This window comes from Asanoa sp. NPDC049475 (genome assembly GCF_040676915.1).
Classification (GTDB): domain Bacteria; phylum Actinomycetota; class Actinomycetes; order Mycobacteriales; family Micromonosporaceae; genus Asanoa.
Map to the genome: position 1 here is coordinate 525,882 of NZ_JBFAPY010000005.1, position 23,371 is coordinate 549,252.

General features: G+C 71.5%; 29 protein-coding genes and 1 pseudogene. 15 read left to right on the forward strand and 15 right to left on the reverse strand.

Annotated elements, in window-relative coordinates:
• The first annotated feature begins 55 nt into the window (after positions 1 to 55).
• A complete protein-coding gene (locus tag AB0J88_RS22380) occupies positions 56 to 940 on the forward strand; it encodes a MerR family transcriptional regulator (RefSeq protein WP_364360805.1) in 885 nt (294 codons plus the stop codon).
• Here the strand turns inward: AB0J88_RS22380 and AB0J88_RS22385 are convergent.
• A complete protein-coding gene (locus tag AB0J88_RS22385; protein WP_364360803.1) occupies positions 927 to 1,769 on the reverse strand; it encodes a helix-turn-helix transcriptional regulator in 843 nt (280 codons plus the stop codon). The genes AB0J88_RS22380 and AB0J88_RS22385 overlap by 14 nt on opposite strands.
• Before the next feature lie 166 nt (positions 1,770 to 1,935).
• Here AB0J88_RS22385 and AB0J88_RS22390 point away from each other — a divergent pair, with 166 nt between their 5' ends.
• Positions 1,936 to 2,919, forward strand: a complete 984-nt coding sequence (locus AB0J88_RS22390; protein WP_364360801.1) for an SDR family oxidoreductase — start codon at positions 1,936 to 1,938, stop codon at positions 2,917 to 2,919.
• Here AB0J88_RS22390 and AB0J88_RS22395 read toward each other — a convergent pair.
• Entirely contained in the window at positions 2,873 to 5,437 is a 2,565-nt protein-coding gene (locus AB0J88_RS22395; RefSeq protein ID WP_364360799.1) for a DUF4062 domain-containing protein, read from the reverse strand. The two genes, AB0J88_RS22390 and AB0J88_RS22395, sit on opposite strands and share 47 nt — an antisense overlap.
• A gap of 111 nt (positions 5,438 to 5,548) precedes the next feature.
• Here AB0J88_RS22395 and AB0J88_RS22400 point away from each other — a divergent pair, with 111 nt between their 5' ends.
• The 4 genes from AB0J88_RS22400 to AB0J88_RS22415 are packed head-to-tail and all read left to right on the forward strand — an operon-like array spanning position 5,549 to position 9,655.
• The gene (locus tag AB0J88_RS22400) at positions 5,549 to 6,451 is read left to right on the forward strand and encodes a hypothetical protein (protein ID WP_364360797.1); all 903 of its coding nucleotides are present in this window, start codon (positions 5,549 to 5,551) and stop codon (positions 6,449 to 6,451) included.
• A gap of 21 nt (positions 6,452 to 6,472) precedes the next feature.
• Positions 6,473 to 7,942 (forward strand): serine/threonine-protein kinase, encoded by a 1,470-nt coding sequence (locus tag AB0J88_RS22405; protein WP_364360795.1) that lies wholly within the window; start codon positions 6,473 to 6,475, stop codon positions 7,940 to 7,942.
• Positions 7,939 to 8,526, forward strand: a complete 588-nt coding sequence (locus AB0J88_RS22410; RefSeq protein ID WP_364360793.1) for an FHA domain-containing protein — start codon at positions 7,939 to 7,941, stop codon at positions 8,524 to 8,526. The genes AB0J88_RS22405 and AB0J88_RS22410 overlap by 4 nt, the downstream gene beginning before the upstream one ends.
• Positions 8,527 to 8,554: 28 nt before the next feature.
• Positions 8,555 to 9,655, forward strand: coding sequence for a beta-eliminating lyase-related protein (locus tag AB0J88_RS22415; RefSeq protein ID WP_364360791.1), 1,101 nt, complete (start codon positions 8,555 to 8,557; stop codon positions 9,653 to 9,655).
• On the opposite strand, the gene AB0J88_RS22420 is transcribed toward AB0J88_RS22415, so the two are convergent.
• The 6 genes from AB0J88_RS22420 to AB0J88_RS22445 all read right to left on the reverse strand — a co-directional run bounded on the left by AB0J88_RS22420 (position 9,642) and on the right by AB0J88_RS22445 (position 12,349).
• Entirely contained in the window at positions 9,642 to 9,824 is a 183-nt protein-coding gene (locus tag AB0J88_RS22420) for a hypothetical protein (protein ID WP_364360789.1), read from the reverse strand. The two genes, AB0J88_RS22415 and AB0J88_RS22420, sit on opposite strands and share 14 nt — an antisense overlap.
• 39 nt (positions 9,825 to 9,863) lie before the next feature.
• On the reverse strand, positions 9,864 to 10,073 hold the full coding sequence (locus tag AB0J88_RS22425) for a hypothetical protein (RefSeq protein ID WP_364360788.1): 210 nt from the start codon (positions 10,071 to 10,073) through the stop codon (positions 9,864 to 9,866).
• A gap of 150 nt (positions 10,074 to 10,223) precedes the next feature.
• A complete protein-coding gene (locus tag AB0J88_RS22430) occupies positions 10,224 to 11,270 on the reverse strand; it encodes an alpha/beta hydrolase-fold protein (protein WP_364360786.1) in 1,047 nt (348 codons plus the stop codon).
• Positions 11,271 to 11,311: 41 nt separating this feature from the next.
• Entirely contained in the window at positions 11,312 to 11,548 is a 237-nt protein-coding gene (locus tag AB0J88_RS22435; RefSeq protein ID WP_364360784.1) for a hypothetical protein, read from the reverse strand.
• Positions 11,549 to 11,604: 56 nt separating this feature from the next.
• On the reverse strand, positions 11,605 to 11,904 hold the full coding sequence (locus tag AB0J88_RS22440) for a hypothetical protein (protein ID WP_364360782.1): 300 nt from the start codon (positions 11,902 to 11,904) through the stop codon (positions 11,605 to 11,607).
• 88 nt (positions 11,905 to 11,992) lie between these two features.
• Entirely contained in the window at positions 11,993 to 12,349 is a 357-nt protein-coding gene (locus tag AB0J88_RS22445) for a hypothetical protein (RefSeq protein WP_364360780.1), read from the reverse strand.
• Between the two features lie 16 nt (positions 12,350 to 12,365).
• Between AB0J88_RS22445 and AB0J88_RS22450 the strand changes: the two genes are divergently transcribed.
• Positions 12,366 to 12,707 carry a cupin domain-containing protein gene (locus AB0J88_RS22450; protein WP_364360778.1) on the forward strand — a complete coding sequence of 114 codons (342 nt, stop codon included), beginning with the start codon at positions 12,366 to 12,368 and terminating at the stop codon, positions 12,705 to 12,707.
• Positions 12,708 to 12,792: 85 nt separating this feature from the next.
• On the opposite strand, the gene AB0J88_RS22455 is transcribed toward AB0J88_RS22450, so the two are convergent.
• On the reverse strand, positions 12,793 to 13,362 hold the full coding sequence (locus AB0J88_RS22455; protein ID WP_364360776.1) for a TetR/AcrR family transcriptional regulator: 570 nt from the start codon (positions 13,360 to 13,362) through the stop codon (positions 12,793 to 12,795).
• 102 nt (positions 13,363 to 13,464) lie between these two features.
• On the opposite strand from AB0J88_RS22455, the gene AB0J88_RS22460 reads away from it, so the two are divergent.
• On the forward strand, positions 13,465 to 14,181 hold the full coding sequence (locus AB0J88_RS22460; RefSeq protein ID WP_364360774.1) for an MBL fold metallo-hydrolase: 717 nt from the start codon (positions 13,465 to 13,467) through the stop codon (positions 14,179 to 14,181).
• 144 nt (positions 14,182 to 14,325) lie between these two features.
• Here the strand turns inward: AB0J88_RS22460 and AB0J88_RS22465 are convergent, their stop codons facing one another.
• Positions 14,326 to 14,928, reverse strand: a complete 603-nt coding sequence (locus AB0J88_RS22465; protein WP_364360772.1) for a hypothetical protein — start codon at positions 14,926 to 14,928, stop codon at positions 14,326 to 14,328.
• Between the two features lie 48 nt (positions 14,929 to 14,976).
• Complete coding sequence (locus tag AB0J88_RS22470) at positions 14,977 to 15,645, reverse strand: TetR/AcrR family transcriptional regulator C-terminal domain-containing protein (RefSeq protein ID WP_364360770.1); 669 nt, start codon at positions 15,643 to 15,645, stop codon at positions 14,977 to 14,979.
• Between the two features lie 43 nt (positions 15,646 to 15,688).
• Here AB0J88_RS22470 and AB0J88_RS22475 point away from each other — a divergent pair, with 43 nt between their 5' ends.
• From AB0J88_RS22475 to AB0J88_RS22505, 7 genes and pseudogenes are all read left to right on the forward strand, one after another.
• On the forward strand, positions 15,689 to 15,931 hold the full coding sequence (locus AB0J88_RS22475; RefSeq protein ID WP_364360768.1) for a hypothetical protein: 243 nt from the start codon (positions 15,689 to 15,691) through the stop codon (positions 15,929 to 15,931).
• A gap of 31 nt (positions 15,932 to 15,962) precedes the next feature.
• The gene (locus AB0J88_RS22480; protein WP_364360766.1) at positions 15,963 to 16,658 is read left to right on the forward strand and encodes a 4-carboxy-4-hydroxy-2-oxoadipate aldolase/oxaloacetate decarboxylase; all 696 of its coding nucleotides are present in this window, start codon (positions 15,963 to 15,965) and stop codon (positions 16,656 to 16,658) included.
• A gap of 20 nt (positions 16,659 to 16,678) precedes the next feature.
• The gene (locus AB0J88_RS22485) at positions 16,679 to 17,698 is read left to right on the forward strand and encodes a PrpF domain-containing protein (RefSeq protein ID WP_364360764.1); all 1,020 of its coding nucleotides are present in this window, start codon (positions 16,679 to 16,681) and stop codon (positions 17,696 to 17,698) included.
• The gene (locus AB0J88_RS22490; RefSeq protein WP_364360762.1) at positions 17,695 to 18,666 is read left to right on the forward strand and encodes a VOC family protein; all 972 of its coding nucleotides are present in this window, start codon (positions 17,695 to 17,697) and stop codon (positions 18,664 to 18,666) included. The genes AB0J88_RS22485 and AB0J88_RS22490 overlap by 4 nt, the downstream gene beginning before the upstream one ends.
• Positions 18,659 to 18,940 (forward strand): annotated as a pseudogene (locus tag AB0J88_RS22495) (NAD(P)-binding domain-containing protein); the annotation flags it as partial. The gene AB0J88_RS22490 and the pseudogene AB0J88_RS22495, both read left to right, overlap by 8 nt.
• Before the next feature lie 280 nt (positions 18,941 to 19,220).
• Positions 19,221 to 19,466: a DUF1932 domain-containing protein gene (locus AB0J88_RS22500; RefSeq protein WP_364360760.1), complete on the forward strand. Its 246-nt coding sequence runs from the start codon at positions 19,221 to 19,223 to the stop codon at positions 19,464 to 19,466.
• Positions 19,456 to 20,436, forward strand: coding sequence for an amidohydrolase family protein (locus tag AB0J88_RS22505; RefSeq protein ID WP_364360758.1), 981 nt, complete (start codon positions 19,456 to 19,458; stop codon positions 20,434 to 20,436). Before AB0J88_RS22500 ends, AB0J88_RS22505 begins: the two co-directional genes overlap by 11 nt.
• On the opposite strand, the gene AB0J88_RS22510 is transcribed toward AB0J88_RS22505, so the two are convergent.
• The 4 genes from AB0J88_RS22510 to aroA are packed head-to-tail and all read right to left on the reverse strand — an operon-like array spanning position 20,420 to position 23,370.
• Positions 20,420 to 20,704 carry a DUF427 domain-containing protein gene (locus AB0J88_RS22510; protein ID WP_364360756.1) on the reverse strand — a complete coding sequence of 95 codons (285 nt, stop codon included), beginning with the start codon at positions 20,702 to 20,704 and terminating at the stop codon, positions 20,420 to 20,422. The two genes, AB0J88_RS22505 and AB0J88_RS22510, sit on opposite strands and share 17 nt — an antisense overlap.
• A gap of 9 nt (positions 20,705 to 20,713) precedes the next feature.
• A complete protein-coding gene (locus tag AB0J88_RS22515) occupies positions 20,714 to 21,607 on the reverse strand; it encodes a hypothetical protein (protein WP_364360754.1) in 894 nt (297 codons plus the stop codon).
• Between the two features lie 53 nt (positions 21,608 to 21,660).
• Complete coding sequence (locus tag AB0J88_RS22520; RefSeq protein WP_364360752.1) at positions 21,661 to 22,104, reverse strand: hypothetical protein; 444 nt, start codon at positions 22,102 to 22,104, stop codon at positions 21,661 to 21,663.
• 9 nt (positions 22,105 to 22,113) lie between these two features.
• Positions 22,114 to 23,370, reverse strand: a complete 1,257-nt coding sequence (gene aroA / locus AB0J88_RS22525; protein ID WP_364360750.1) for a 3-phosphoshikimate 1-carboxyvinyltransferase — start codon at positions 23,368 to 23,370, stop codon at positions 22,114 to 22,116.
• Position 23,371 lies beyond the last annotated feature (1 nt).

The window sequence follows — 23,371 nt, forward strand, 5'->3', positions numbered from 1 at the left end:
GGTGCGGGTCAAGCCGCTTGACCCGTACCCCGGGGTCCGGGTTTAGCATCGGCCCGTGCGGGTGGGAGAGCTGGCGCGCAGGACCGGCACGACCATCCGGGCGCTGCGCTACTACGAGTCTGTCGGGCTCGTCGTGCCGCGCCGCCTCGGCAACGGCTACCGCGAGTACGACCCGATCGCGGTCCGCATGGTCGCCCAGATCCGCGAGCTGACGACGCTCGGGCTCAGCGTCGAGGAGACCCGCCCGTTCGTCGAGTCCATCGCCGCCGGGTCGGACGACGCCGACGTCTGCGCGGCCGCCCTGGCCACCTATCGCGGCACGATCACCGCCATCCAGGAGCGCATCGGCAAGCTCACCGCCCAACGCGACGCCCTCAACGCCCGTCTCGACGCGGCGGCCGGCCGCGTCGTCCCCGGTGAGCCGATCGCGGCCGCCGACCCGCACGACCTGGTCGGCCGCACCCTGCCGGCGCTGACCTTCTACGCCACGGACGGGCGGCCGGTCGACCTGCACGCGCTCGGGCCAGGGCGCAGCGTCATCTTCGTCTATCCGTTGACCGGTCGTCCGGGCGTCGATCTGCCCAACAGCATGCTCGAGGTGCACGGGGCGCAGGGGGAGCAGCCGGCCTGGTTCCGTGACCACCACGCGGAGCTCCTGACAGCCGGCGCGCGGCGCGTCTACGGCTTGTCCGCACAGTCCACCGGCTACCAGCGCGAGCTCGTGCATCGCCTGCGGCTGCCGTACCCGCTGATCCCGGACCCGCGCCTGACCCTGGCGACCGCGCTGGGACTGCCCACGTTCACCGCGGACGAGATGACGCTCTACAAGCGGTTGACCCTGATCGTCGCCGACGACGTGATCGAGCACGTCTTCCACCCGATCCGCTTCCCGGCCTCACACGCGCTCGACGTCATGCGCCTGCTGACTAAGCAACGCTGAATCGACTGCCGATGACCGAGAGCAGCTGCAGTCGCTCGTAGCTCTCGGTGCCCGGCACGGCCGTGTAGACGAGCAGGATGTGCGACTGCTCGGGGTCCAGCAGCGACTGGCACCTGAGCTCGAGCAGGCCGACCTCGGGGTGCAGCAGACGCTTGACGTCGTTGTAGCCGATGCCGACCTCGTGCTCGTCCCACACCGTGCGGAACTCCTCGCTGCGCTCGAACAGCAGGCGTTGCAGGTGCGCGGCCCAGGAGTCCGGCCCGCGCAGCGTGACCAGCTTGCGGAGCCCGGAGGCGAACACGCGGGAGTGCAGGGCGTGGTCGTCGGGGTGGTACAGGGCGCGGGTCTCCGGGTCGGTGAACCACCGGTAGCCGATGCTCCGCTCCGGCCCGGTGTAGCGGGTCAGGTCGCCGGTCAGCGCGACCGCCAGCGGCGTCTGCCGCAGCGTCTCACCGAGCTCCGTGACGACCTCCGCCGGGGTGTCGGAGAGCCGGTCGAGGATGCGCAGCACCCCGGGGCTGATGTGCTCGCTGATCGCGCCCCGCGTGGGTGGGTTGTGGCCCGCGAGACGGAACAGGTGGTCGCGCTCGTCGAGGGACAGGTGCAGCCCCTGGGCGATCGAGGCGATCATCTGCGGTGACGGGTGCGGCCCGCGCTCCCGCTCCAGGCGGCTGTAGTAGTCGGTCGAGATGTGGCAGAGCGTGGCCACCTCCTCGCGGCGCAGCCCGGTCGTCCGGCGCCGCTGCCCGCGCGGCAGACCGACGTCCTCCGGCTGGAGCGACTCACGACGGCGACGCAGGAACTCGGCGAGCCCAACTCGGTCGATCACGGCGGTTTCCCCCTCGCTCTCGTTTCTATCACCGGTTGCCGGCCGCAGCCTGGGCCTGGCGATCCCCCCTTCACGGACCGCGGAGCCGCTGATCGTCAGGCCGTGGTTACGGCCGCGAATCCCGTGCAGCCTGAGTCGAGACCGAGCGAACAAGGAGAGCAGCACGATGACACGCAATCGATCCGACCTGACGGTTCCTGACCTGTCCGGGAAACTGGCCGTCGTCACCGGTGCCAGCGACGGCGTCGGACTGCGACTGGCGACCCGCCTCGCCGCCGCGGGGGCCGAGGTCGTCATGCCGGTCCGCAACCGGGCGAAGGGAACGGCGGCGATCGCGATCGTCAAGCAGCGGTGTCCGGACGCCACCGTCTCCCTGCGCGACCTCGATCTGTCGTCGTTGGACTCGGTCGCGGCGCTGGGTGCCTCCCTGGTTGCCGAGGATCGTCCGATCCACCTCCTCGTCAACAACGCCGGCGTGATGACCCCACCCAGCCGGCAGGCTACCGCGGACGGGTTCGAGCTCCAGTTCGGCAGCAACCACCTGGGCCACTTCGCGCTCGTGGCCCACCTGTTGCCGTTGCTGCGCGCGGGCCAGGCCCGGGTGACGTCGCAGATCAGCATCGCGGCCAACCAGGGCGCCATCAACTGGGACGACCTCAACTGGGAGCGGTCGTATCACGCGGGCCGCGCGTACAGCCAATCGAAGATCGCGTTCGGCCTGTTCGGCCTGGAGCTGGACCGGCGCAGCCAGGCGGCCGGCTGGGGCATCACCAGCAACCTGTCGCATCCGGGCGTGGCGCCCACGAGCCTGCTGGCGGCCCGCCCGGAGCTGGGCCGACCCAGGGACACCGCGGGGGTACGGGCCATCCGCGTCCTCTCCCGCGCCGGGATCCTCGGCACGCCCGAGACGGCGGCCCTGCCGGCCCTGTACGCCGCCACGTCGCCCGCCGCGCTCGGCGAACGCCTCTTCGCGCCGGGCGGCCTCGGCAACGTGTCCGGCGCGCCCACCGAACTGGCCCTGTTCTCCCGATTGCGCAGCACCGACGAGGCCGACCGCGTGTGGCGGGTCTCCGAGCAGCTGACCGGCCGCTCCTTCCCGGCCGTCAGCCCGGCGGCTCGTGCGCGACGGCGACCGCATCCGGGCGCGTGAGCCGGCCGCCCTTCGCGAACGCCGCGTCGAACACGACGTCGCCCAGCACCTCGCGCAACCGTCCAGTGAGGACGGCCTCGCGCTGGCGCAGCGACGGATACACCCGCAACCCGGCCCGCCGCCGCAGCCCGTCGGCCGCGCCCGACAGCAGGGCCGCGCGTTCCGGGTTGCCCTCCGCGAACACCAGCTGCGCGAACGTCGCCAGGCACAGCGTCACGAGTTGCGTGCTGTAGGCGGCGAGGCTCAGCTCCAACCCGTCGTCGAGGAGCATGCGCGCGTTCAGCTTCTCGCCCCGCACCAGGGCGAGGCCGGCCAGCAGCACCTGCGCGGTCGCGGCCAGCCAGGCGTTGTCGAGCCGCATCGCCCAGTCGTACGCGTCGCGCAGGTGGCTCAGCGCCTCCTCCTGGCGGCCGGTGCTGGTCTCCAGCGAGCCCGCGGTGAGCGCCGACGACGCCGTACCCAACGGCTCGTCCTGGGGTTGGAACTCCTCCAGCGCGGCCAGCGCCTCCCGCAGCGCGCCCTCGATGTCGCCCATCATCGTCGAGGTCCAGGCCATCGACAGCAGGGTCGCGGCGTGCAGGTACGGGTCCTCGATCTGCGGCAGCAGCGGCACGAGCCGGGCGCGGTGGGCCAGGGCCGCCTGGTCGTCGCCGATCTCCCGCGCGGTCACCGTGGCGGTCCACAGCAGCTCCGCGCGGGCCTGCGGGTCCAGCGAGTCCGCCGTCGGCAGCAGCTGGTCGACCCAGGCGCGGGCGTCGGCCAGATGGTCGCGCTGCGACCAGAACGGCCACAGCACGCGGTAGAGGTGGGGGAGCGGGCCTTGGTCGTGGGCCAGGTGCCAGCGCACCGAGGCGGCCAGGTTGCCCGCCTCGGTCTGCAACCGCTCGACCCAGTCCCGCTGCCCGACGCCGCGCAGCGGACGGTCGGCGCTGATGGCCAGCGCTTTGTAGGTCTGCGCGTGTCGGCGCTGGATGTCGGCGGCGTCGGGGCGGGCCATCAGCCGCTCGGCGACGAACATCCGCACGGTCTGGAGCATCCGGCAGCGCGTGCCGACGTCGGCGTGGTCGAGCTGCACGAGGCTGTGCCGGACCAGCGCGTCCGTCAGGTCGAGCGCCTCGTCCTCGCTGATGCCGGCCACCTCGGCCGCTGCTTCGATCGTCCAGCCGTCCACGAAGACGGCCGTGGTCTCCAGCAGGGACCGCTCGGCCGCGTCGAGCAGGTCCACACTCCATTCGACCGCGGCGCGCAGGGTGCGCTGCCGCTCGGGCAGGTCCAGCGCACCCGTTCCGAGCGCGTCCAGCGAGGTCTCCAGGCGTTCCAGCAGAGCCGCGGGACTGAGCAGCCGCGTACGCGCGGCGGCGAGCTCGATCGCCAGCGGCAGACCCTCCAGCCGCCGGCAGATCTCGGCCACCGCCACCGCGTTCAGCGGGGTGAGGGCGAAGTCGTAGCGCACCGCCCTGGCCCGGTCGACGAACAGCCGCACGGCCGGTGACTCGACCAGCTCCTCGATCGGCATGGCGGCGGGGTCGGCGGGCAGCTCCAGCGGCGGCACCGGGTACTCCCGCTCGGCCCGCAGCTCCAGCACCGTGCGGCTGGTCGCCACGATCGTCAGCCCGGGACAGCGCGTGAGCAGCTCGCCCAGGTCGCCGGCCGCCCCGACCACCTGTTCCAGGTTGTCCAGGACCAGCAGCCAGCTCTCGTCGCCGAGCTGGCCCGCCAAGGCGGTCGTCGGCGTGGCCGCGCCGGCGACGTCCGCGCCCACCTGCCGCGCGATGGCCGCCACGACCTGGTCGGGCTCGGTCACGTCGGCCAGCGGCACGAACACGACGCCGGCGCTGAAGCGGCCGCGGGCGCGCTCGGCGGCCGCCACGGCCAGCCGCGTCTTGCCGACCCCGCCCGGGCCGGTCATCGTCAGCAGCCGCACGTCCGGCCGTTCGAGCAGGCCGGCCACCTCGTCGATGGCCTGGCTCCGCCCCACCAGTGACGTGCGCCCCACCGGCAACGGCTGGGTGCCGCTGCGGCGGCCGGTCGAGGTGCGCACGGCGGCGAACCGCTCACTGAGCAGGACCGCCAGGTCGTGGCTGACCAGCCGGTTCAGCTCGGAGGAGGTGCGGAACTGGCGGAAGGTGACCAGCGCCTCGTCGCCGATGCGGGCGATCAGCTCGGCGAGCCGTGGGTCGCGGTCGGGCGCCGGGACCTTGACGTAGATCAGCCGGGGCTTGTCGCTCGCGAGCTCGAACTCGTCCTCGAGGCCCGAGATGTCCATCTCCGGCCCGATCCAGCCGTACTGCTCCCAGTAAAGCCCGACGAAGATGTCACTCTGCGCCAGATAGGCCTGGTAGACCGCTCTGGGCGGATGTGGGCGCGCGCCCTGTTCGAACATGACCGGCGTGAGCCGCAGCGCCTCGATCGCCTGGGACACGACCGCGCGCTCCTCGGCCATTTCCCTCAGCGTCGAGCTGACGAAGACCCGTACACGCTGATCCGGGGTGCGGATCACGGAGTCGGATGGCGCCACGGCCCCAGTCTCGTGCCTTACCGGAAGGTAAGAGCGGCCTTTCCGTACAGTCCGGTAACCGTCACCACGCGAGCATGTCTTCGGACATCGACCGGACGCCATATTGAGCACATGAGGAGTTCGCGAGTACCGATCGCCGCCTTGGCGGTCGCGTTGACCTTGACCGGCTGTGTGCCGCGGTCCCCGGGCGCGTCGGGATCCGGATCTGGGGCCGAGCCGTCGGCGGCCGCTCCGGCCGCCGTCACCGAGATCGAGATCAACAAGTCCTACTGGTACGCGGGGTTCAAGGTCACGTTGAACACCGCGCGGGTGGTCGCGTCGTCCTCCGGGGCGGGCAAGTCCGTGACGGTCGAGGGTGTCTTCCAGAACCTCAGCCCGGAGCACGAGGGCACGCCGACCGAGGACGTGCTGCTGACGGTCGGCGACCGCACCTACGCTGAGCTCGACAACTCGCTGTCTGACCTGCCCGAGGTCCCGGCCCAACGCAGCCAACCCGGCACGTACGCCTTCGCGGTCGACGAGCATTTCGTCCTCCCCGAGGCGGTGCTCATCGCCGGCAAGCCGACGAACCGGCAGGCGACGGTGCCGTTCAGCGGCCCCGACGGGCTGGTCGCTCTCGAACCGGTGCCGGTGCCGGTCAAGGGGAAGGTCCGACGCACCTCGGCCGGCAGCGTGTTCATGAGCGTGTCCGCGGTGGAGGTGCGGTCGGACGAGCCGCGGCTGCACGGCCAGGCGCCGACCGGCCAGGAGTTCCTGCGGCTCGCCTTCTCGGCCACCAACAACTCCGCCGCCGGCTTCGCCTGGGTGTTCGACCGTGACCTGCAGCTCAAGCTGCCCGACGGCACCTCGGTCGGCACCGACGACAACTGCAGCCGGGCGCAGATCTATCCGCCGCCGCACGCGACGGCCGACGGTGGGCTCGCCTGCTTCCTGGTCCCTGCCCCGGCGAACGGCACGTACCTGCTCAGCTGGGATCGGTACGAGAAGGGCGCGCTGCGCGTACCCGTGGATTGACGGTCGTTAGAATGCCGGTCGATGACGCTGGACGCCGGTGGCACGACGCAGCGGACCGGCGCGCCGTCGCCGGTCCTGCAGCCTGGCGACCCGCGCCGGGTGGGCGGCGTGCGGCTGCTGGGCCGGCTCGGCGAGGGCGGCATGGGCGTCGTGTTCCTCGGTCAGGACGGCGACGGCCGGCTGGTGTGCGTCAAGCTGATCAGGGCGGAGTACGCGCGGGACGCGCGATTCCGGGCTCGCTTCGCCGCCGAGGCCGCCGCCGCCCGCCGCGTCGCCCGCTTCTGCACCGCCCCGGTTCTCGACGCCGGCGTGTCCGACGACGTCGCCTACCTGGTCACCGAGTACATCGAGGGGCCGACGCTGACGGCGGCGGCGAAGCAGGACGGCCCGATGCGCGGGTCCACGCTGGACAGTCTGGCCATCGGAATCGCGGCCGCGCTCAACGGGATCCACGGCGCGGGGGTCGTGCACCGCGATCTCAAGCCCAGCAACGTGTTGCTGTCGCGGGTCGGTCCCAAGGTCATCGACTTCGGCATCGCGCGTGCGCCGGACGTGGAGGAAAGCCTCACCGAGTCGGGGCATGTCGTCGGCACGCCGGCCTACATGGCGCCCGAGCAGTTCCGCGGCGTGGTCACCCCGGCCAGCGACGTGTTCAGCTGGGGGGCGGTCGTCGCCTTCGCCGCCAACGGTCGGCCGCCGTTCGGTTCCGGCACGCCGTTGGAGCTGATGCATCGGGTCGTGTCGGATCCGCCTTCGCTCGGCGTCCTGGAGCGGCCGTTGCGCGACCTGGTCGAGCGGGCGTTGGACAAGGATGCCGGGCGGCGACCGAGCGCGCGGGAGGTGCTGCTCGCCCTCGTGGGGGAGGGCGCTGACCCGATCGACGCCAGCTCGCGGATCCTGTCTACACAGTGGACTCCGCCGCCGACCCGCGTCGACGACAGTGGTGTGGCCGGGCCGTTGTTGCAGCGGCCGTTGGTCGAGGTGGGATCGCGCCGCCGGCGGGTGGTGCTGTCGGTGGTCGCCGCCGTGGCGCTGGTCGCCGCGATCGCCTCGGCGCCGCTGATCCAGCAGTGGGGCGGTGACGAGAAGAGCCCTGAGCCGTCGACGTCCAGCGGCGTTCCTGGGTCCGGGTCCCGGTCCGGGTCCCGGTCCGGGTCTGGGTCTGGGGTCGCGTCGTCGCCCGCCGGCTCCGGTGCGACCGTCATCGCGATGGGCGTGCGCCTCCCCGAGCAAGGCCTGATCGAGCTCGGGATAGGCGAGGTGCGCCCCTACCGCCTGCATCTCGACACCGACACCGACGTGTACGTGACCGGCGAGGGCTGCGCCAGCCCCGTCAGGTGGCAGCTGTTCCACTCCGCGCGGGGCAGTGTCGCCTCCGGCGTCCTGTGCCAGCAGTCCGGCCCGTTCACCCTGACGGCGGGCGACTACGAGCTCCGTGTCGGAAGCCCTCGCGTCGGAGGCGAGTTCGCGGTGAAGCTGACCGGGCGATGACCGCCTACCTGGAGGTCTGGACGGCCGGCGGCGCCTCGATGATCCCACTCGCCGGCGATCGGATCACCCTCGGCAGCGCCGAGTCGAACGACCTGTCCGTGCCCACCGACCGCCGCCTGTCGCGGCTGCACGCGGTGTTCGAGCGCTACGCGGCCGGCTGGTCGGTGCGCGACCTCGGCTCCCGCAACGGCACCTTCGTCAACGGCCAGCGCGTGTGGCACGAACGCGTGCTCACCGACGGCGACGAGATCCGTGCCGGCGCTTCCCGTTTTGTCCTGCGCTCGGGCCGCGTCCCGCTCGGGCAGGTCACCGAGGCGGGTGCACCGGCGCCGGAGCTGACCAACCGCGAACGGGACGTCCTCGTGCACCTGTGCCGCCCGCTGCTGGCCGGCGCGATGTTCACCGAGCCGGCCTCCAGCCGGGAGATCGCCGCCGCGCTGGTCGTCACCGAGGCGGCGGTCAAACAGCACCTGCTGCGCCTCTACGACAAGTTCGGCATAACCGGCGAGGGGGAGAAGCGACGCGTACGCCTGGCGAACGAGGCCATGGCCCGCGGCGCCATCACCCGGGCCGACCTCGGTTGACCGGTCGGGTTCTGCGACGATCAAGCTCGTGGAGGACAACAAACGGCGGCGGACGGCGGCGGCGCTGCGCGGCTGTGACCGCATCCTTTCCGGCACCAGCGCTCCGACGATGCGGGAACACGTGGCGGTGCTGGAGGAGTCCGGCCTGCTCGACGACCAGCCCGACTTCTACGGCGACGGGCCGTTGACCGCGCTCGAGGAACGGGTGGCCGAGCTGCTCGGCACCGAGGCCGCCGTGTTCTTCCCGACCGGCACGATGGCCCAGCAGGTCGCGTTGCGCTACGGCGCCGACCACAGCGGGCGCGATGCGGTCGCGCTGCACCCGCTCGGGCACCTGGAGAAGCACGAGCGGCACGCGTATGCCCACCTCACCGGCCTGCGGGCCGTCTGGCCGACGACCGAGCCGCGCAACCCCACCGCCGAGGAGATCGCCGCGCTCGCCGAGCCCGTGGGGACCGTCCTGGTCGAGCTGCCGATGCGCGACGCCGGGTTCGTGCTGCCGACGTGGGACGAGCTCGTCGCCGTGGCCGCCGCGACCGGGGCCGCCGGTGCGCGACTGCACCTCGACGGCGCCCGCCTCTGGGAGTCGACCGTTCACCTGGGTCACCCACTGCACGAGATCGCCGGCCTGGCCGACAGCACGTACGTCTCCTTCTACAAGACGATCGGCGCCATCAGCGGCGCGGCGCTGGCGGGCAGCGAAGACCTCGCCGCGTACGCCCGTGTCTGGCGTCATCGCTATGGGGGCATGGCCTTTCAGCAGTGGCCGGCCGCGCTGACGGCCCTCGTCGGCCTGCGGCGCGAGCTGCCGCTGATCCCCGCCTACGTCGAGCACGCGCGGACGGTCGCCGCCGCCCTGGCCACGCTGCCTGGCGCGCGCGTCTATCCGGAGCCGCCGCACACCCAGCGCTTCCGCCTCTGGCTGCCCGGCACGGCCGAGGCACTCAACGACGCGGCGCTGGCGCTCGCCGAGGACGAGAAGGTGTGGTTCGCCGCCCGCTGGCAGGACACCGAGGTGCCGGGGCTGGCGATGACCGAGATCACGGTCGCCGCGCCGGCGCTGGACTGGACCGCCGAGGACGTCACCGAGGTCGGTGGCCGCTTCCTCGCCCGGGTCAACCCTTCGTAGGCTCCTCGACCGCGGGCAGCGTGCTCACGTCGAGGTTCAGCAGTTGCAGCAGGCCACCGTTGCGGCGCGAGTCGACGAGCTCCGGCAGCGTGCGGTCAACCCAGTCAGCCCGGTCGTCCTGGCCGCGAGCTCGCAGCGCGTTGGCGATGTCGCCTCTGCGGATATGCATGATCGGCTCCTCGGTGCGAGGTCGTGCGCGGATCCTGAGTCAGTTGGACCCGGACTGTTCCTGTCGCGAGGGCGCGATGGAGATGCGGACCCCACCGTGGATCTCCGTGACGGTGAAACGTTCGCCGCCGCCCGTGTCCGGCAGCATCGCGTCGTAGAGCTCACCGTTGGTCACCTCGACGGTGCCGCCGATGCGACCCAGGAGAACGATCAGAACGGCTCGCAGGTTGGTATCGCTGAGGTACGCCACGTGAAGAACTCCTTGGCCGGAGTGGGCAGACGCTGCGGCCCCGGGAGCGCGGAGTCACGGTGAAAGCACGAGTTGCTCTCATCGTACGCCTGTGCGGCGCCGGATGACCCCGGCCAGCGCGACGCGGGTGCCGGCCGGGGTCGTTGTCCGTCAGCCCTCGCGGCGCAGGCGGTCGGCGAGCCAGGCCACCGCCAGCGGATAGCGGTAGTCGATGCCGCCGTGCGCCGCGGGGAACAGCTCGAAGTTGATGCGCTCGGCCGGAAGTCCGACCCGCTCGAGTCCGTCCTTGAACGCCTCGGCGCCGAGGTCGAGGAACCACTCGTCGCGCGTGCCGGCGTCGATCCAGACGGCGCGCAGGGAGCGAAGCTCGTCGGCGTACCTGTCGACCATGCGCACCGGGTCCCAGTCCAGCCAGCGCTGCCAGACCTCCGGGATGATCTGGCCGGAGCGCGGGTCGACCGGCAGCCGCGGTGTGCCGTCCAGGTCGGGCGAGAACGCCGCCGAGCAGCCCAGGGTCAGGATCAGCACCATGTCCTCCTCCTTGGTGAAGGAGACGCGACCCTGGAAGTCCTTCCACCAGTTGAGGATGTCGTGGTCGTAGGCCCGCAGCGACCGCACGGCCTTGGCGAACTCGTTGAGGTAGCAGTACTCGTAGAGCGCGTCGCCGGCGTGCGTGGCCAGCGCCCCGAACAGGTCCGGGCGCAGCATCGGCGTGATCATCGCCCCGAAGCCGCCGGACGACTTGCCACTGATGGCCCGCGACTCCCGGTCCGCGATGGTGCGGAAGTTGGCATCGACCCAGGGCACGATCTCGTCACAGAGGTACGAGTGGTAGTTGCCGGTGCCGACGGAGTCGACGAACTGCGAGCCGCCGTACGCGGTCCAGGCGTCGACGTAGACCAGGATGCACCCAGGCGCCTGCCCGCTTGCGAACACCTGGTCCGCGGTCTCGACAAACGGCTGCCGAAACGGCTGGCGGTTGCCCCACATGGCCACCTGGCCGGTGTAGCCCTGGATCACGTAGATGCTGGGATACCGCTGCGTGGACTCCTCGTACCCGGGAGGCGTGTAAACCCACAGCGGCCGAACATGCGGGTCACCGAGGGGATTACCCCGCAACAACTCCGACTCGAACGCCTCCTGATGGAGAGTCCCGGCAAGCTCACTGAACGTGACAGACGAACTGGGCTGGCTCATAGCTCTACTAGTAGCAGGACGCCGGCCAGGCCGCAGGAGGGCTATGTGCCCTCGTGCCACCGAAACTGCTCGTCCGGCGTGTCGCGTCGCTCGAGCACCCCGGCCTCGACGAGCGCCAGCAAGGCGTCGTGGAGTCCGTTTCCCAGCGGGTTGTCGGTCCAGAAGACGCCCTTGACGTCGGGAAACGTGTTGCCCTGGAACAGCCCGAGCGTCCTGCCGAGCTTGAAGGCGGCGCCGTCCCAGTCGTTCCACCCGCGGAGATCATCGGCAAGAGCCATGACGGCTAGCGTAGTTACGATGAGCGAGCCCAGGCCGTTGCGGTCCTCGTCGTGCGTCAGGCTCTGTTCACGAGCACGCGGGCCAGGACGAAGGTGACCAGGCCCGCGACGACCACCGTGAGTAGGCCGACGCGCAGGCTGGCCAGGTCGGCGACCAGGCCGACCAGCAGTGGGGAGAGCAGCGAGCCGCCGCGCAGGAGCCAGCTCACGATGGTCAGGCCCGTACCCGGTGGGAGTCCTGGAAGCTCGTCGGCCGTGTGCATGGCGGCCGGGATCAGGGTCGCGACGCCGAGGCCGGCGAGCGCGAAGCCGACCAGCGTGGTGGCGACGCTCGGCATCGCGATCGCGCCGCCCATGCCGAGCGCGGCCAGCGCCCCGCCGGCGCGGACGACGGTGCGTTGCCGAAGCGGTCCACGATGCGGTCACCGGTCAGGCGGCCGACCGTCATGGCCACCTGGAGCGAGACCACGGCCAGACCGGCGGTGGCGGCGCTGGTGTGCAGGTCGCGAAGGAGCGTCCACGGTGGACCGGGCTGGGATCGTCGCGGTGCTCGTCGGGGCCGGGCAGCAGGAACCGGTAGGCGACCAGAGCGACCGCGCTGAACAACACCGCCGAGATGCTCAGATGCAGGCCCAGCGGCAGGCGCAACCCGGCCGCCGCCGCGCCCATCAGGCCGCCGAGCACCGCGCCGATGCTCCAGAGGCCGTGCAGCGAGTTCACAATGGACCGCCCGTACCGCCGCTGCACCCGCAGCCCGTGCGCGTTCTGCGGTATGTGTACTGAGGTACATAGCCGCGTCATGGGTTAACGTGCGTCAATGGCCACCCACATCCAGAACGACGACCTGCCGGGCAACGCGACCTCGCGGACGTTCCTCGGTCGCGACCACGGCGGAGTCCCGGTCTCGTTCTTCATCCAGGCGAGCCCGACCGGCCACGGCCCGGAGCCGCACACCCACCCGTACGCGGAGGTGTTCGTCCTCCACGAGGGCTCGGGAACGTTCCTGGCGGGCAAGGAGACGATCGAGGCCGAGGCGGGCTCGGTCGTGGTCGTGCCGGCGGGCGAGGTCCACGGCTTCAAGGCATCGTCCACCGGCCCGCTGCGCATGACCTGCATCCACACGAGCGACGCCATGACCACTGAGTGGGTCGACGGCTAGAGCGCCTCTCCGGTCGGGGGCGGCTTGTGCCGCGGCCCGGCGATGGGCCAGCTTCGTCCAACGGCGCGAGCGCTGGGGGCAGGGGTCAGGCGACCTCGGCTCGGTCGAAGGCGGCGGCCAGGTGGGCGATGCCGTAGTCGAAGGCGTCGTCGACCGAGCCACCGAGCCGGAAGGCGCCGGCCAGCTCCATGCTGACGAAGCCGGTCGCCCAGGCGGTGATCGTGCGCGCGGCCGACAGGGCGTGCTCCGGCCCGGCCAGTCTCTCGGCGATCCTGAGCAGGGGAGCGCTGGCGCTGGCGAACGCGTCCTGGCGTGGTTGGCCCGCATCCGGTCCCCAGCCGAAGATCAACCGGTAGCCGGCCGGGTGCTCGTGCGCGAACGCCCGGAACACGCGGGCCAGCGTGGCCAGGTCGGCGCGGGCATCGGTGCTGCCGTCCAAGGCCCGGATCCGCTCGCCGAGGTCGAGGATCGTTGCCTCGGTGACCAGGCCGATCAGGTCGTCACGGCTGCGTACCCGCTTGTAGAGCGAAGGCGCGCGGACCCCGACCCGGTCGGCCACCGCCTGCATCGTCAGGCGGGCCAGCCCCTCCGACTCCAGGATCCCGCGGGCCGCCGCCACGATCTGATCAAGGGACGTCCGCTCCGGCGTCGGCATCGCGAGCTCCAGGATTTTCTCGATAGCTATTGCCCATAGCCATGATGGCTATGTATCGTAGCTATCGTAAACGACGTACCCGACATCTGGAAGGGGTGGACCATGAAGCTCGGTTCCCACCTGCACCGCATCGGCAACGACATCGTGGCGGTCTACCTGATCGACACCGACGAGGGCGTGACGGTGATCGACGCTGGCCTGGCCGGGCAGTGGAACGAGCTGACCGCCGAGCTCTCGAGCATGGGCCGGTCGCTCGACGACATCCGCGGCGTCATCCTGACCCACGGCGACACGGACCACATCGGCTTCGCCGAGCGCCTCCGGCGCGAGCGCGGCGTCCCGATCTACGTGCACGCCGCCGACGCCGCCCGCGCGCGCGGCGAGGTCAGGTCCAAGGCGAGCTGGGGCAGCTTCAAGGTCGGAGCGTTGTCGAAGTTCCTCTGGTACGCGAGCACCCACGGCGGCCTGCGCACCACCTACCTGACCGAGGTCGTCGAGATCCAGGACGGCCAGGTGCTCGACCTGCCCGGCGCGCCGCGGATCATCGGGCTGCCGGGGCACTCGCCGGGCAGCATCGCCGTCTACTCGCCGGTCGCCGACGCGGTCTTCGTGGGTGACGGTCTCACCACCCGGCACGTGCTCACGGGCCAGAACGGCCCGCAGCCGGCCCCGTTCACCGACGACCCGCAGGAGGCCGCCGCCTCACTGAGTCGCCTGGAGGGTCTCGACGCGACCTGGGTGCTCCCGGGCCACGGCACGCCCTGGAACGGCGGCGTCAAGGAAGCGATGCGCCAGGTCAAGGCCGCCGCGAGCCGATAGCTCGGCCCGCGCGGCCGAGCGATCCGGCCCTCGCGGCTGAGCGATCCGGCCCTCGCGGCTGAGCGATCCGGGGCCCGGGTGGCCGAGCGATCCGGCCCGCGTGGCCGAGCGATCCGGCCCGCGTGGCCGGCAATCCGGACCTGGTCAAGCGGCCGGGAGGTCGAAGCCCGACGCGACGTTGAGCGTGGTCGCGAACGTCAGGTACATGAGCCACAGCCCGACCAGGATGTGGGTGGCCCCCAGTGCCCGCTCGCCGAGGTTCGACGACTCGCGCCCGTCCGCGTCGACCCGCACGCCGATCTTGAAGCTCGCGAAGAACTCGCAGATGTAGACCGCGGTCAGCCCGCCGAACAGCACCCCGAGCGGCCACGCGCCCGCGTCGAAGAAGACCACGACGCCCAGCACCGAGACGATGATGAACGGGATCGCCATGTAGCCGTTGGGTCGCGGGTCGTTGCCCCGCGCGCGGTTCCAACCCAGGGCGAACCAGTGGATGCCGTACGCGCTGAACGCCAGCGCCGCCATGTACTGCCCCGGGTTCGTCGTGAAGACCGGGAACCAGGTCAGTCCGACGAACAGCAGGATCCCGACCAGGAACTGGCAGAACCCGGGCATCAGGATGCCCCACACCCCGGTGGCCCGGTCGTCCTGCGGGCTGCGCCGCGGATAGCGGAACAGCTCCTGCGGACCCCAGATCAGGTAGCCGGTGCCGAGCCCGAAGAACCCGAGCACCACAGGTGCGAACATCGAGGCAGGAAAGAGGGACACACAGACATTGTCCGACAAACCCGTTAATCAACGGACCTCTTTGGACTGATCGGACGACGTCAGGATGGCGTCGAGCGCCCGCTCGAACAGCTCGTCGTCGCTCCACCGACCGGCGTCGAGGTGGCCCGAGGCGGTCAAGGTCGGATAGCTGGCCGGATCCGCCGTGATGCGCCCGCGCGCCGCCGACGGGTCGGCCCGGCGCCAGATGGCCTCGGTCACGGCCGAGCCGATCACGAAGTTGGCCAGCAGCCTCGTCTTCACGGTCAGGTCCAATCCGGCGACGCCACCGCGTACGAAGGCGGCCTGGAGGAACTCGGTGCGGGCGAGCACGTTCGGCCCGAGCGCAGGGCGGCCCACCAGGCTCGGCGCCCACGGATGGCGGAGCATGGCCGCCCGCCACGAACGGACCAGGGCGCGGACGTCGGCGCGCCAGTCGCCGGTCGACGGCGGCACTGGAACGTCGGCGAAGACGTGGTCGAACGCCAGGTCGAGGACGTCCTCCTTGGTCTTCACGTGCCAGTAGAGCGCCGTCGGCGTGACCGAGAGGTGTCCGGCGAGGCTGCGCATCGTCAACCTCTCGATGCCGTCGCGGTCGAGCAGGTGCACCGCGGCTTCGACGATGCGTTGCCGGCTCAGTGCCGGGCGGGTGCGAGGCGACGGGTCCGAGCGCAGCCACACCGAATCGGTTCGTGTCACGATAGGACTCTAACGCTGTTAAGTTCAATGGACACTGTTCACGATGGAGTTGGTGACCGTGCCGCTGATGCGTGTCCAGCTCGACACGGACCGCGCCACCGCCCGCCGTGTGCTCGATCTCCACCGGGCCGGCGGCGTGCACCGCGAGTCGCGCGACGCGGCCCTCGACGAGATCTGGCGGCGCGGCCACACGCCCGCGGGCGAGCCGGTGTTCGTCGGTCTCACCAACGGCGACCCCGTCCACCTCGTGTACGACGTGCTCGTCCACTCCGGCACGACGCATTGACTGCGATCTTGGTGATGGCTACCGTCGATCCGTGGCTGGCTACTTCGTCGTGCGCCGCGTCGACCGCGCCGATCCGGCCGTCATCGCCGCGCTGGGCGAGGCCGGCGTCGCCACCGTCCACGAGGCGGCCGGGCGGGTCGGGCTGCTCGGTCCCGCGATCCAGGCCCGCCAGGCCGGCGTCACGATCTCCGGCTCGGCGATCACGGTGTCCTGCCACCCCGGCGACAACCTGATGATCCACGCTGCGGTCGAGGTCTGCGAGCCCGGCGACGTCCTGGTCGTCACGACGACCTCGCCGTCCACGGACGGCATGGTCGGCGACCTGCTGGCCACCTCGCTGACGGCCCGCGGAGTGGTCGGCCTCGTGATCGACGCGGGCGTACGCGATCTCGCGACCCTGCGCGCCATGGGCTTCCCGGTCTGGTCGGCCGCCGTCCACGCCCAGGGCACGGTGAAGGCCAGCCCCGGCTCGGTCAACGTGCCTGTCGTGGCCGCCGGTCAGCTCGTCCGGCCCGGCGACATCGTGGTCGCCGACGACGACGGTGTCGTCACCCTGGCCGCACCGGCGGGCGCGGCCGTGGCCGAAGCCGCCGCCAAGCGGATCGCCAACGAGGAGGCCAAACGCGCCACGCTCGCCTCCGGCACCCTCGGGGTCGACCTCTACGGCCTGCGCCCGCTGCTGCACGACCTCGGCGTCGAATACGTCGACCGGCTGCCGGGCCGATGACTCCCGACGGGGTCCGCTGCATGCAGCTTCGGGGCGGGAGCTCCAAGGGCGCGTACTTCCTCGCCGCCGACCTCCCCACCGACCCGGCGGACCGCGCGGACCTGCTCCTGCGGATCATGGGTTCGCCCGACGAGCGCCAGATCGACGGCATCGGCGGCGGACACCCGCTGACCAGCAAGGTCGCCGTGGTGGCACCGTCGGACGACGACGCGGCCGACGTCGACTACCTCTTCCTCCAGGTGGTGCCCGACCGGGCGGTCGTCACCGACGCGCAGACCTGCGGCAACCTGCTCGCGGGCGTCGGACCCTTCGCCATCGAGCGCGGCCTCGTCCCGGCGGCGGGGGAGACGACCGACGTGCGCATCCGGATCCGCAACCCCACCGTGTCGTACGCCCGAGCCCGCGTCCACACCCCGAACGGCCGGGTGACCTATGCCGGCGACACCACGATGGCCGGCACCCCGTTCCCGGCCGCGCCGATCGAGCTCGAGTTCCCGGGCAGCGACCGCCCGGTCTACCCGACGGGCCGCGTCGTCGACCAGCTCGCCGGCCTCGAGGTGACCTGCGTCGACGCCGGCATGCCGGTCGTCCTGGTTTGCGCCGCAGACCTCGGCCTCGACGGCACCGAGCAGCCGGCCACGCTGGAGGCCGACGCGGCCGTGCGCTCCATGGTGGAGGCCGTCCGCCGCGAAGCCGGCCCCGCGATGGGCCTCGGCGACGTCGCCGACAGCACGGTCCCGAAGATCACGATCGTCTCGCCCCCGCGGCACGGAGGCACCGTCACCACAAGAACCTTCATCCCGCACCGGGTCCATGCGGCGATCGGAGTCCTGGGCGCGGTCTCGGTGGCCGTGGGAGTGCGCACGCCGGGACAGGACGCCCTGGTCAGGATCGAGCATCCCACCGGCACCTTCGACGTGACCGTCCACCTCGACGGCGAAGGACCACGGACCCGCCTGCGCTCCAGCACGGTCGTCCGCACCGCCCGCAAGCTGTCCGACGGCCTGGTCTGGCCCCGCGACCGAGAGGCAAGCACATGACGGACGACCCGGACCGGCGCCGCGACCTCGCCCACGTCGGGCCGGTCGAGCTCTACACGCCGGTTCTCGACAAGTCTCGCGACTTCTTCGTCGACCAGATGGGCCTGCGCGAAGTGCACCGCGACGCCACCTCGGTCTACCTGCACACCTGGGACGACTACCAGTCCTGGACGGTGAGGCTGATCCAGCGGGACGCCGCCGGCGTAGGACGCACCTACCTGCGAGCCGCCAGCCCTCAAGCGCTCGAGAGATTGGCAGACGCGGCGAAGACCGCCGGCCTGCATCGCGGCGTCGTCACCGACGCCCACCACCTCGGCGAGGTGCAGCTCGTCGCGGACCCTGACGGGCACGAGCTCGGCCTCTACTGGGAGGTCCAGTGGTACACCGCCGACGACACCGACCGCCCCGCCCTCAAGAACCAGGCCGCCAGATATCCGGGACGGGGAGCGAACCTGCGTCGCCTCGACCACGTCAACTACCTCACCGCCGACGTGCCGCAGACCGCCGCCTTCCTGAGCGACACCCTCGGCGCCCGTTGCACCGAGCAGATCGTCAAGGACGACGGCAGCCCGCAGGCCGTCTGGTTCTCGCTCGGCGACAAGAGCTACGACCTCGTCTACACCGAGGACTGGACCGGCACCCGCGGCCGCCTGCACCATCTCGCGTTCGCGACCGACACCCGCGAGGAGATCCTGCGGGCCGCCGACGTCTGTCTCGACGCCGGCGTGCACATCGAGACCGGGCCGCACAAGCACGCCATTCAGCAGACCTTCTTCCTGTACGTCTGGGAGCCCGGCGGCAATCGCATCGAGCTCTGCAATGCCGGCGCCCGGCTGATCCTCGCCCCCGACTGGAAGACGATCAGCTGGACCCGGGAGGAGCGCGCCAAGGGCCAGGCCTGGGGCCTCAAGACCATCGAGACCTTCCACACCCACGGCACCCCCGTCGTGCACCTCCAGGATGGATAGCGACCTCAGGATCGCGGTGCTCGGGCTCGGTGAGGCCGGTGGTGAGCTCGCCCGCGACCTGGCCGCCCAGGGCGTCGACGTGCGCGGCTACGACCCCGTCGCGGCGCCACCGTCCGGTGTGGAGGAACGACGAAGCGACGCCGACGCCGTCCAAGACGCCAGTCTGGTGCTCAGCGTCAACAGCGCGCACGACGCCATCGCGGCCCTGGAAGCCTCGCTGCCCGCACTGAAGGCCGGCACCATCTGGGCCGACCTCAACACCGCCGCACCGGCCGTGAAGGCCACACTGGCCGAACGCGCGACCACGGGCGTCGAGGTCGTCGACGTCGCACTGATGGCCCCGGTCCCTGGCAAGGGCATACGCACCCCGATGCTCGTCTCCGGTCCCGAAGCCACCCGCTACGCCGACCTCCTCACCCCACTCGGCGCCGACATCACCGTCCAACCCGGCCCGCCCGGCGCCGCGTGCACGGACCGCTCAGACCTCGACCACGGTCGGCACGATCGCCCGCAAGCTGCTGCGCAGCGTCTTCTACAAAGGGCTGGCCGCCGCCGTGGTCGAGGCGCTCGCCGCCGCCGAAGCGGCTGGCTGCGCCGACTGGCTGCGCGACAACATCAGCGAGGAGCTCGCCGGCTTCGACGCGCGAACGATCGACCGCCTGGTCGACGGCACCCACCGGCACGCCCGCCGCCGCGCCGACGAGATGAGCGCCGCGGCCGAGCAGCTGGAAGCGCTCGGAGTCGAACCGCGGATCACCACCGCGGCCCGCGACCTGCTCCGGAGCAAAAATGATCATTGACTGTCACGGTCACTACACGACCGCACCCCCGGCCCACACGCGGTGGCGGGCCGCCGGGCAGGCCGGGCCGTACCCGGAGATCTCCGACGACGAGATCCGCGAGTCCATCGAGCGCAACCAGCTCGAGGTGATGAGACAACGCGGCGTCGACCGCACCCTGTTCTCCCCGCGCGCGTCGGCCATGGGTCACCACGTCGGCGACGAGGCCGTCAGCGCCGCCTGGGCGGGGGCGTGCAACAACCTGATCGCCCGCGTGGTCCAGCTCTTCCCCGACCACTTCGCCGGGGTCTGCCAGCTCCCGCAGTCACCCGGGGTGCCCATCGCCAACTCGGTCGGCGAACTCCGGCGCTGCGTCGACGAGCTCGGCTTCGTGGGCTGCAACCTCAACCCCGACCCCAGCGGCGGCCACTGGACCGCGCCGCCGCTCACGGACCGGAGCTGGTACCCGTTCTACGAGGCCATGGTCGAGCTGGACGTGCCGGCCATGGTGCATGTCTCGGCCGTCACCAACCCGAGCTTCCACGCCACCGGGTCGCACTACCTCAACGCCGACACGACCGCGTTCATGCAGCTGCTCCAGGCCGATCTGTTCATCGACTTCCCGAATTTGCGGCTGGTGATCCCGCACGGCGGGGGAGCCGTTCCGTACCACTGGGGCCGGTTCCGTGGCCTGGCCGAGATGCTGGGCCGACCGCCGATCGAGGAGGCGCTGCTGGGCAACGTGTTCTTCGACACGTGCGTCTACCACCAGCCTGGGATCGACCTGCTCTTCGAGGTGGTCCCGGCCGACAACATCCTGTTCGGGTCGGAGGTGCTCGGCGCCGTGCGCGGCCTCGACCCGCGCACCGGGCACCACTTCGACGACACCCGCCGCTACGTCGACGCCCTGGACCTCGACGCCGACGAGCGGTCAAAGGTGTACGAACGCAACGCGCGGCGGGTCTACCCGCGGCTCAGTCGACGACCTTGACGTCCTTCCAGAACGCCACCCGGTCGCGGACCATCTCGGCGTCGGGCTTGGGATCGGGGTAGTACCAGACGGCATCGGCGCTGGTCCGGCCGTCGCTCTGAAGGCTGTAGTAGGAGGCGGTGCCCTTCCACGGGCACACGGTGTGCGTGCCGGACTCTTTGATCAGGTCGTCCCGCAGCGCCGCGCGGGGGAAGTAGTGGTTGCCTTCGACCACGACAGTGTCGTCGGACTCGGCTATGACCAGGTCGTTCCAGATCGCTTTCGGCATGGACCCAACCTATGCCGGGCCGGATGGGGCTGCCACCGCGCGCAAGCGCCCGTAGGAGACCAGGGTGCGCAGGCTGCCCAGGGTGACGACGCCGCGCCATTCGGCGAGCGCCGCCTGGCCGGGAGGCTCCCAGGTGACCGGCCAGCCGCCGTCGTCCTGCTGGTCGCGTTCGAGGCGGTCGAGGTGCGCCTGGATGACGTCCTCGTCGAACAGGCCGCGCCAGGGGCTGTCCGCCGACGGCGCGACGCTCAGGGGCGAGAGCCCGTATCCGCTGTCGTCCGGGTCGAGACGGAACCACGAGGCCGAGGTCAGCGCCTCGCGCACGCGGGCCGCCGCCGCGGTGGCCCGGTCCCGCTCCGGAGCGTGCCGCAGAAAGCCCAGCACCTCGCTGAGCGCGTGCGCGTCCGTCGGAAGGTCCACAGTGTCCAGTGCGGTCCACACGTAGGCCGACGCCGCCGGGATCCACGGATGGTCGATGCCGAGCTCGTGCAGCAGACCGACGAGGCCCGCGGTGGGGTTCAGGCCGGGCTCGTAGGTCCAGTCGGACCAATGCGACGCCCGCGGATAGTCCTCGATCACCGGAAAGGCCAGCGGCACCGCGCCGTCGGAGGCCGCCACCTTCGCCAGGTAGTCGCACGCGTCGCGCACCAGGTCCGCGTCGACCGTGCGCGCCGTGGCCATGGCCGCGAGCGCGCACTCGACGTCGATCGGCAGGCTGGCCGGGCAGCGCTTGTCGGGCTCGAGCCCGTGGCCGAACCCGCCGTCGTCGTTGCGGTAGCCGCGCAGGACGTCGAGCACCCCTGTGCCCGGCGCACCCTCGAAGCACGTGGCGAAGAGCCTCCGCTCCAGGAGCCTGCCCTCACGCCGGATGAAGTCGCGCCCGTCGGCGAATCGCTTGTCCATGCGGGAGACCGTACGCGCCGGCGCCGCGCGTGGCTTGAACGAATCGGACCGACTCAGGCGTGGCGGGCCTCGATGGCCTTGATGGTGCTCGCGAGCCCTTTGGCGAACATCCCGGTGCCGACGACCCCGAGCAGAGCCCCGATGGCCTTGCCCTTGAGGTTCTTGCCCTCCCGCACCACGACGACGTCCACATCGGTCGTGCCGTCGGGCCGCGGCGTCAGGTTGTAGGTGTGGCCCGACCGGCCGCCCCACGTGTTGGAGTCCGTCGTCGTGAGGACCACGTGGTTGATGTCGGACCAGTCGTAGTTCAGGCGTTCCCAGATGCCACCGGAGCCCTCGGTGACATCAGCGTGATCAGTGCCGCGCTCGTGCACCTTGAGATATCCCTCGTCACTGCGGCCGAACAGCTCCGAACGCCCCGGGCCGAAGTCGGTGAGCCCGGCGACGAACTGCTCCGGCGTCGCGGTGGTGGTCTGGTGAACGCGAATCGTGGCCATCAAACAAGCCTAGAGAAGACCCGCCAGGTCCGTGAAGAACTCCGGATAGGTCTTCGTGACGCAGCCCGGGCCGGCGATCTCGATGCCAGGCGTACGCAGGCCCAGCAGCGACAGGCTCATCGCCATGCGGTGGTCGTCGTACGTCGCGAACCGGGTCGGCCGGGGGCGGCCGGGGCGGATCGTGAACCCGTCCTCGTCCTCGGTGGCGTCGATGCCCGCCCGGCGCAGCTCGGTGACGATCGCCGCGAGCCGATCCGTCTCCTTGCGCCGGATGAAGCCGATGCCCCGCACCCGGGTCTCCGACTCGGCGAAGACCGCGACGGCGGCCAGCGTCTGCGCGGTGTCGGAGATGTCGGCCATGTCGACGTCGACGCCGGTCAGCGGACCGTCGACCTTGACCGTCAGCGAGTCGGCGGTGCGTGACACCCGGGCGCCCATCGAGGCGAGGACATCCGCGAACCGGACGTCACCCTGCAGGCTCCCCGAGCCGAGTCCTTCGACGGTGACGGTGCCACCGGCCACCGCGGCGGCGGCCAGCAGGTACGAGGCCGCGCTCGCGTCCGGCTCCACGGCGTAGTCGGTCGCGCGGTACGCGCCGGCCCCCACCCGCAGCCCGTCGACGGTGACGCCGAACGCCGCCATCACGGCCTTCGTCATCTCGACGTACGGCACGGACACCAGGGGAGAGGTGACCTCGACGGCCAGACCGTCGGCCATCAGCGGGCCGGCGAGCAGCAGCCCGGAGAGGAACTGACTGGAGACGTGCCCACTGACCTGGACGGGACCACCGCGCAGCGGGCCGCGTACGGTCGCGGGCAGGAACTCGCCGTCGGAGACCGACGCGCCGAGGTCGCGCAACGCCTCCAGCACCGGCCTGAACGGCCGCGCGCGCAACTGCGGGGCGCCGTCGACCACGGTGCTGCCGGGCCGCGTCGCCGCCACCGGCAGCACGAACCGGGCCGTCGTGCCGGACTGGCGCGCGTCGACGACGGCGGAAGCCGTGCCCGCGCGCAGGTCGACCCCGGTCACGGCGACCCGACCCGCGGCCGGGTCAGCGTCCACTGTGGCGCCCAGCGCGCTGACCGCGCCCAGCATCGCCCGCGTGTCGTCGGCGAACAGCACGCCGGTCAGCGTCGAGGTGCCCGGCGCGAGCGCCGCGCAGAGTAGCGCCCGGTTGGTGATGCTCTTGGACCCCGGCGGGCGCACGACCGCGTTCAGCGGCCCCTGCGACGGCGAGACGGTCAGGACGTCCGGAAAGTCAGGCACG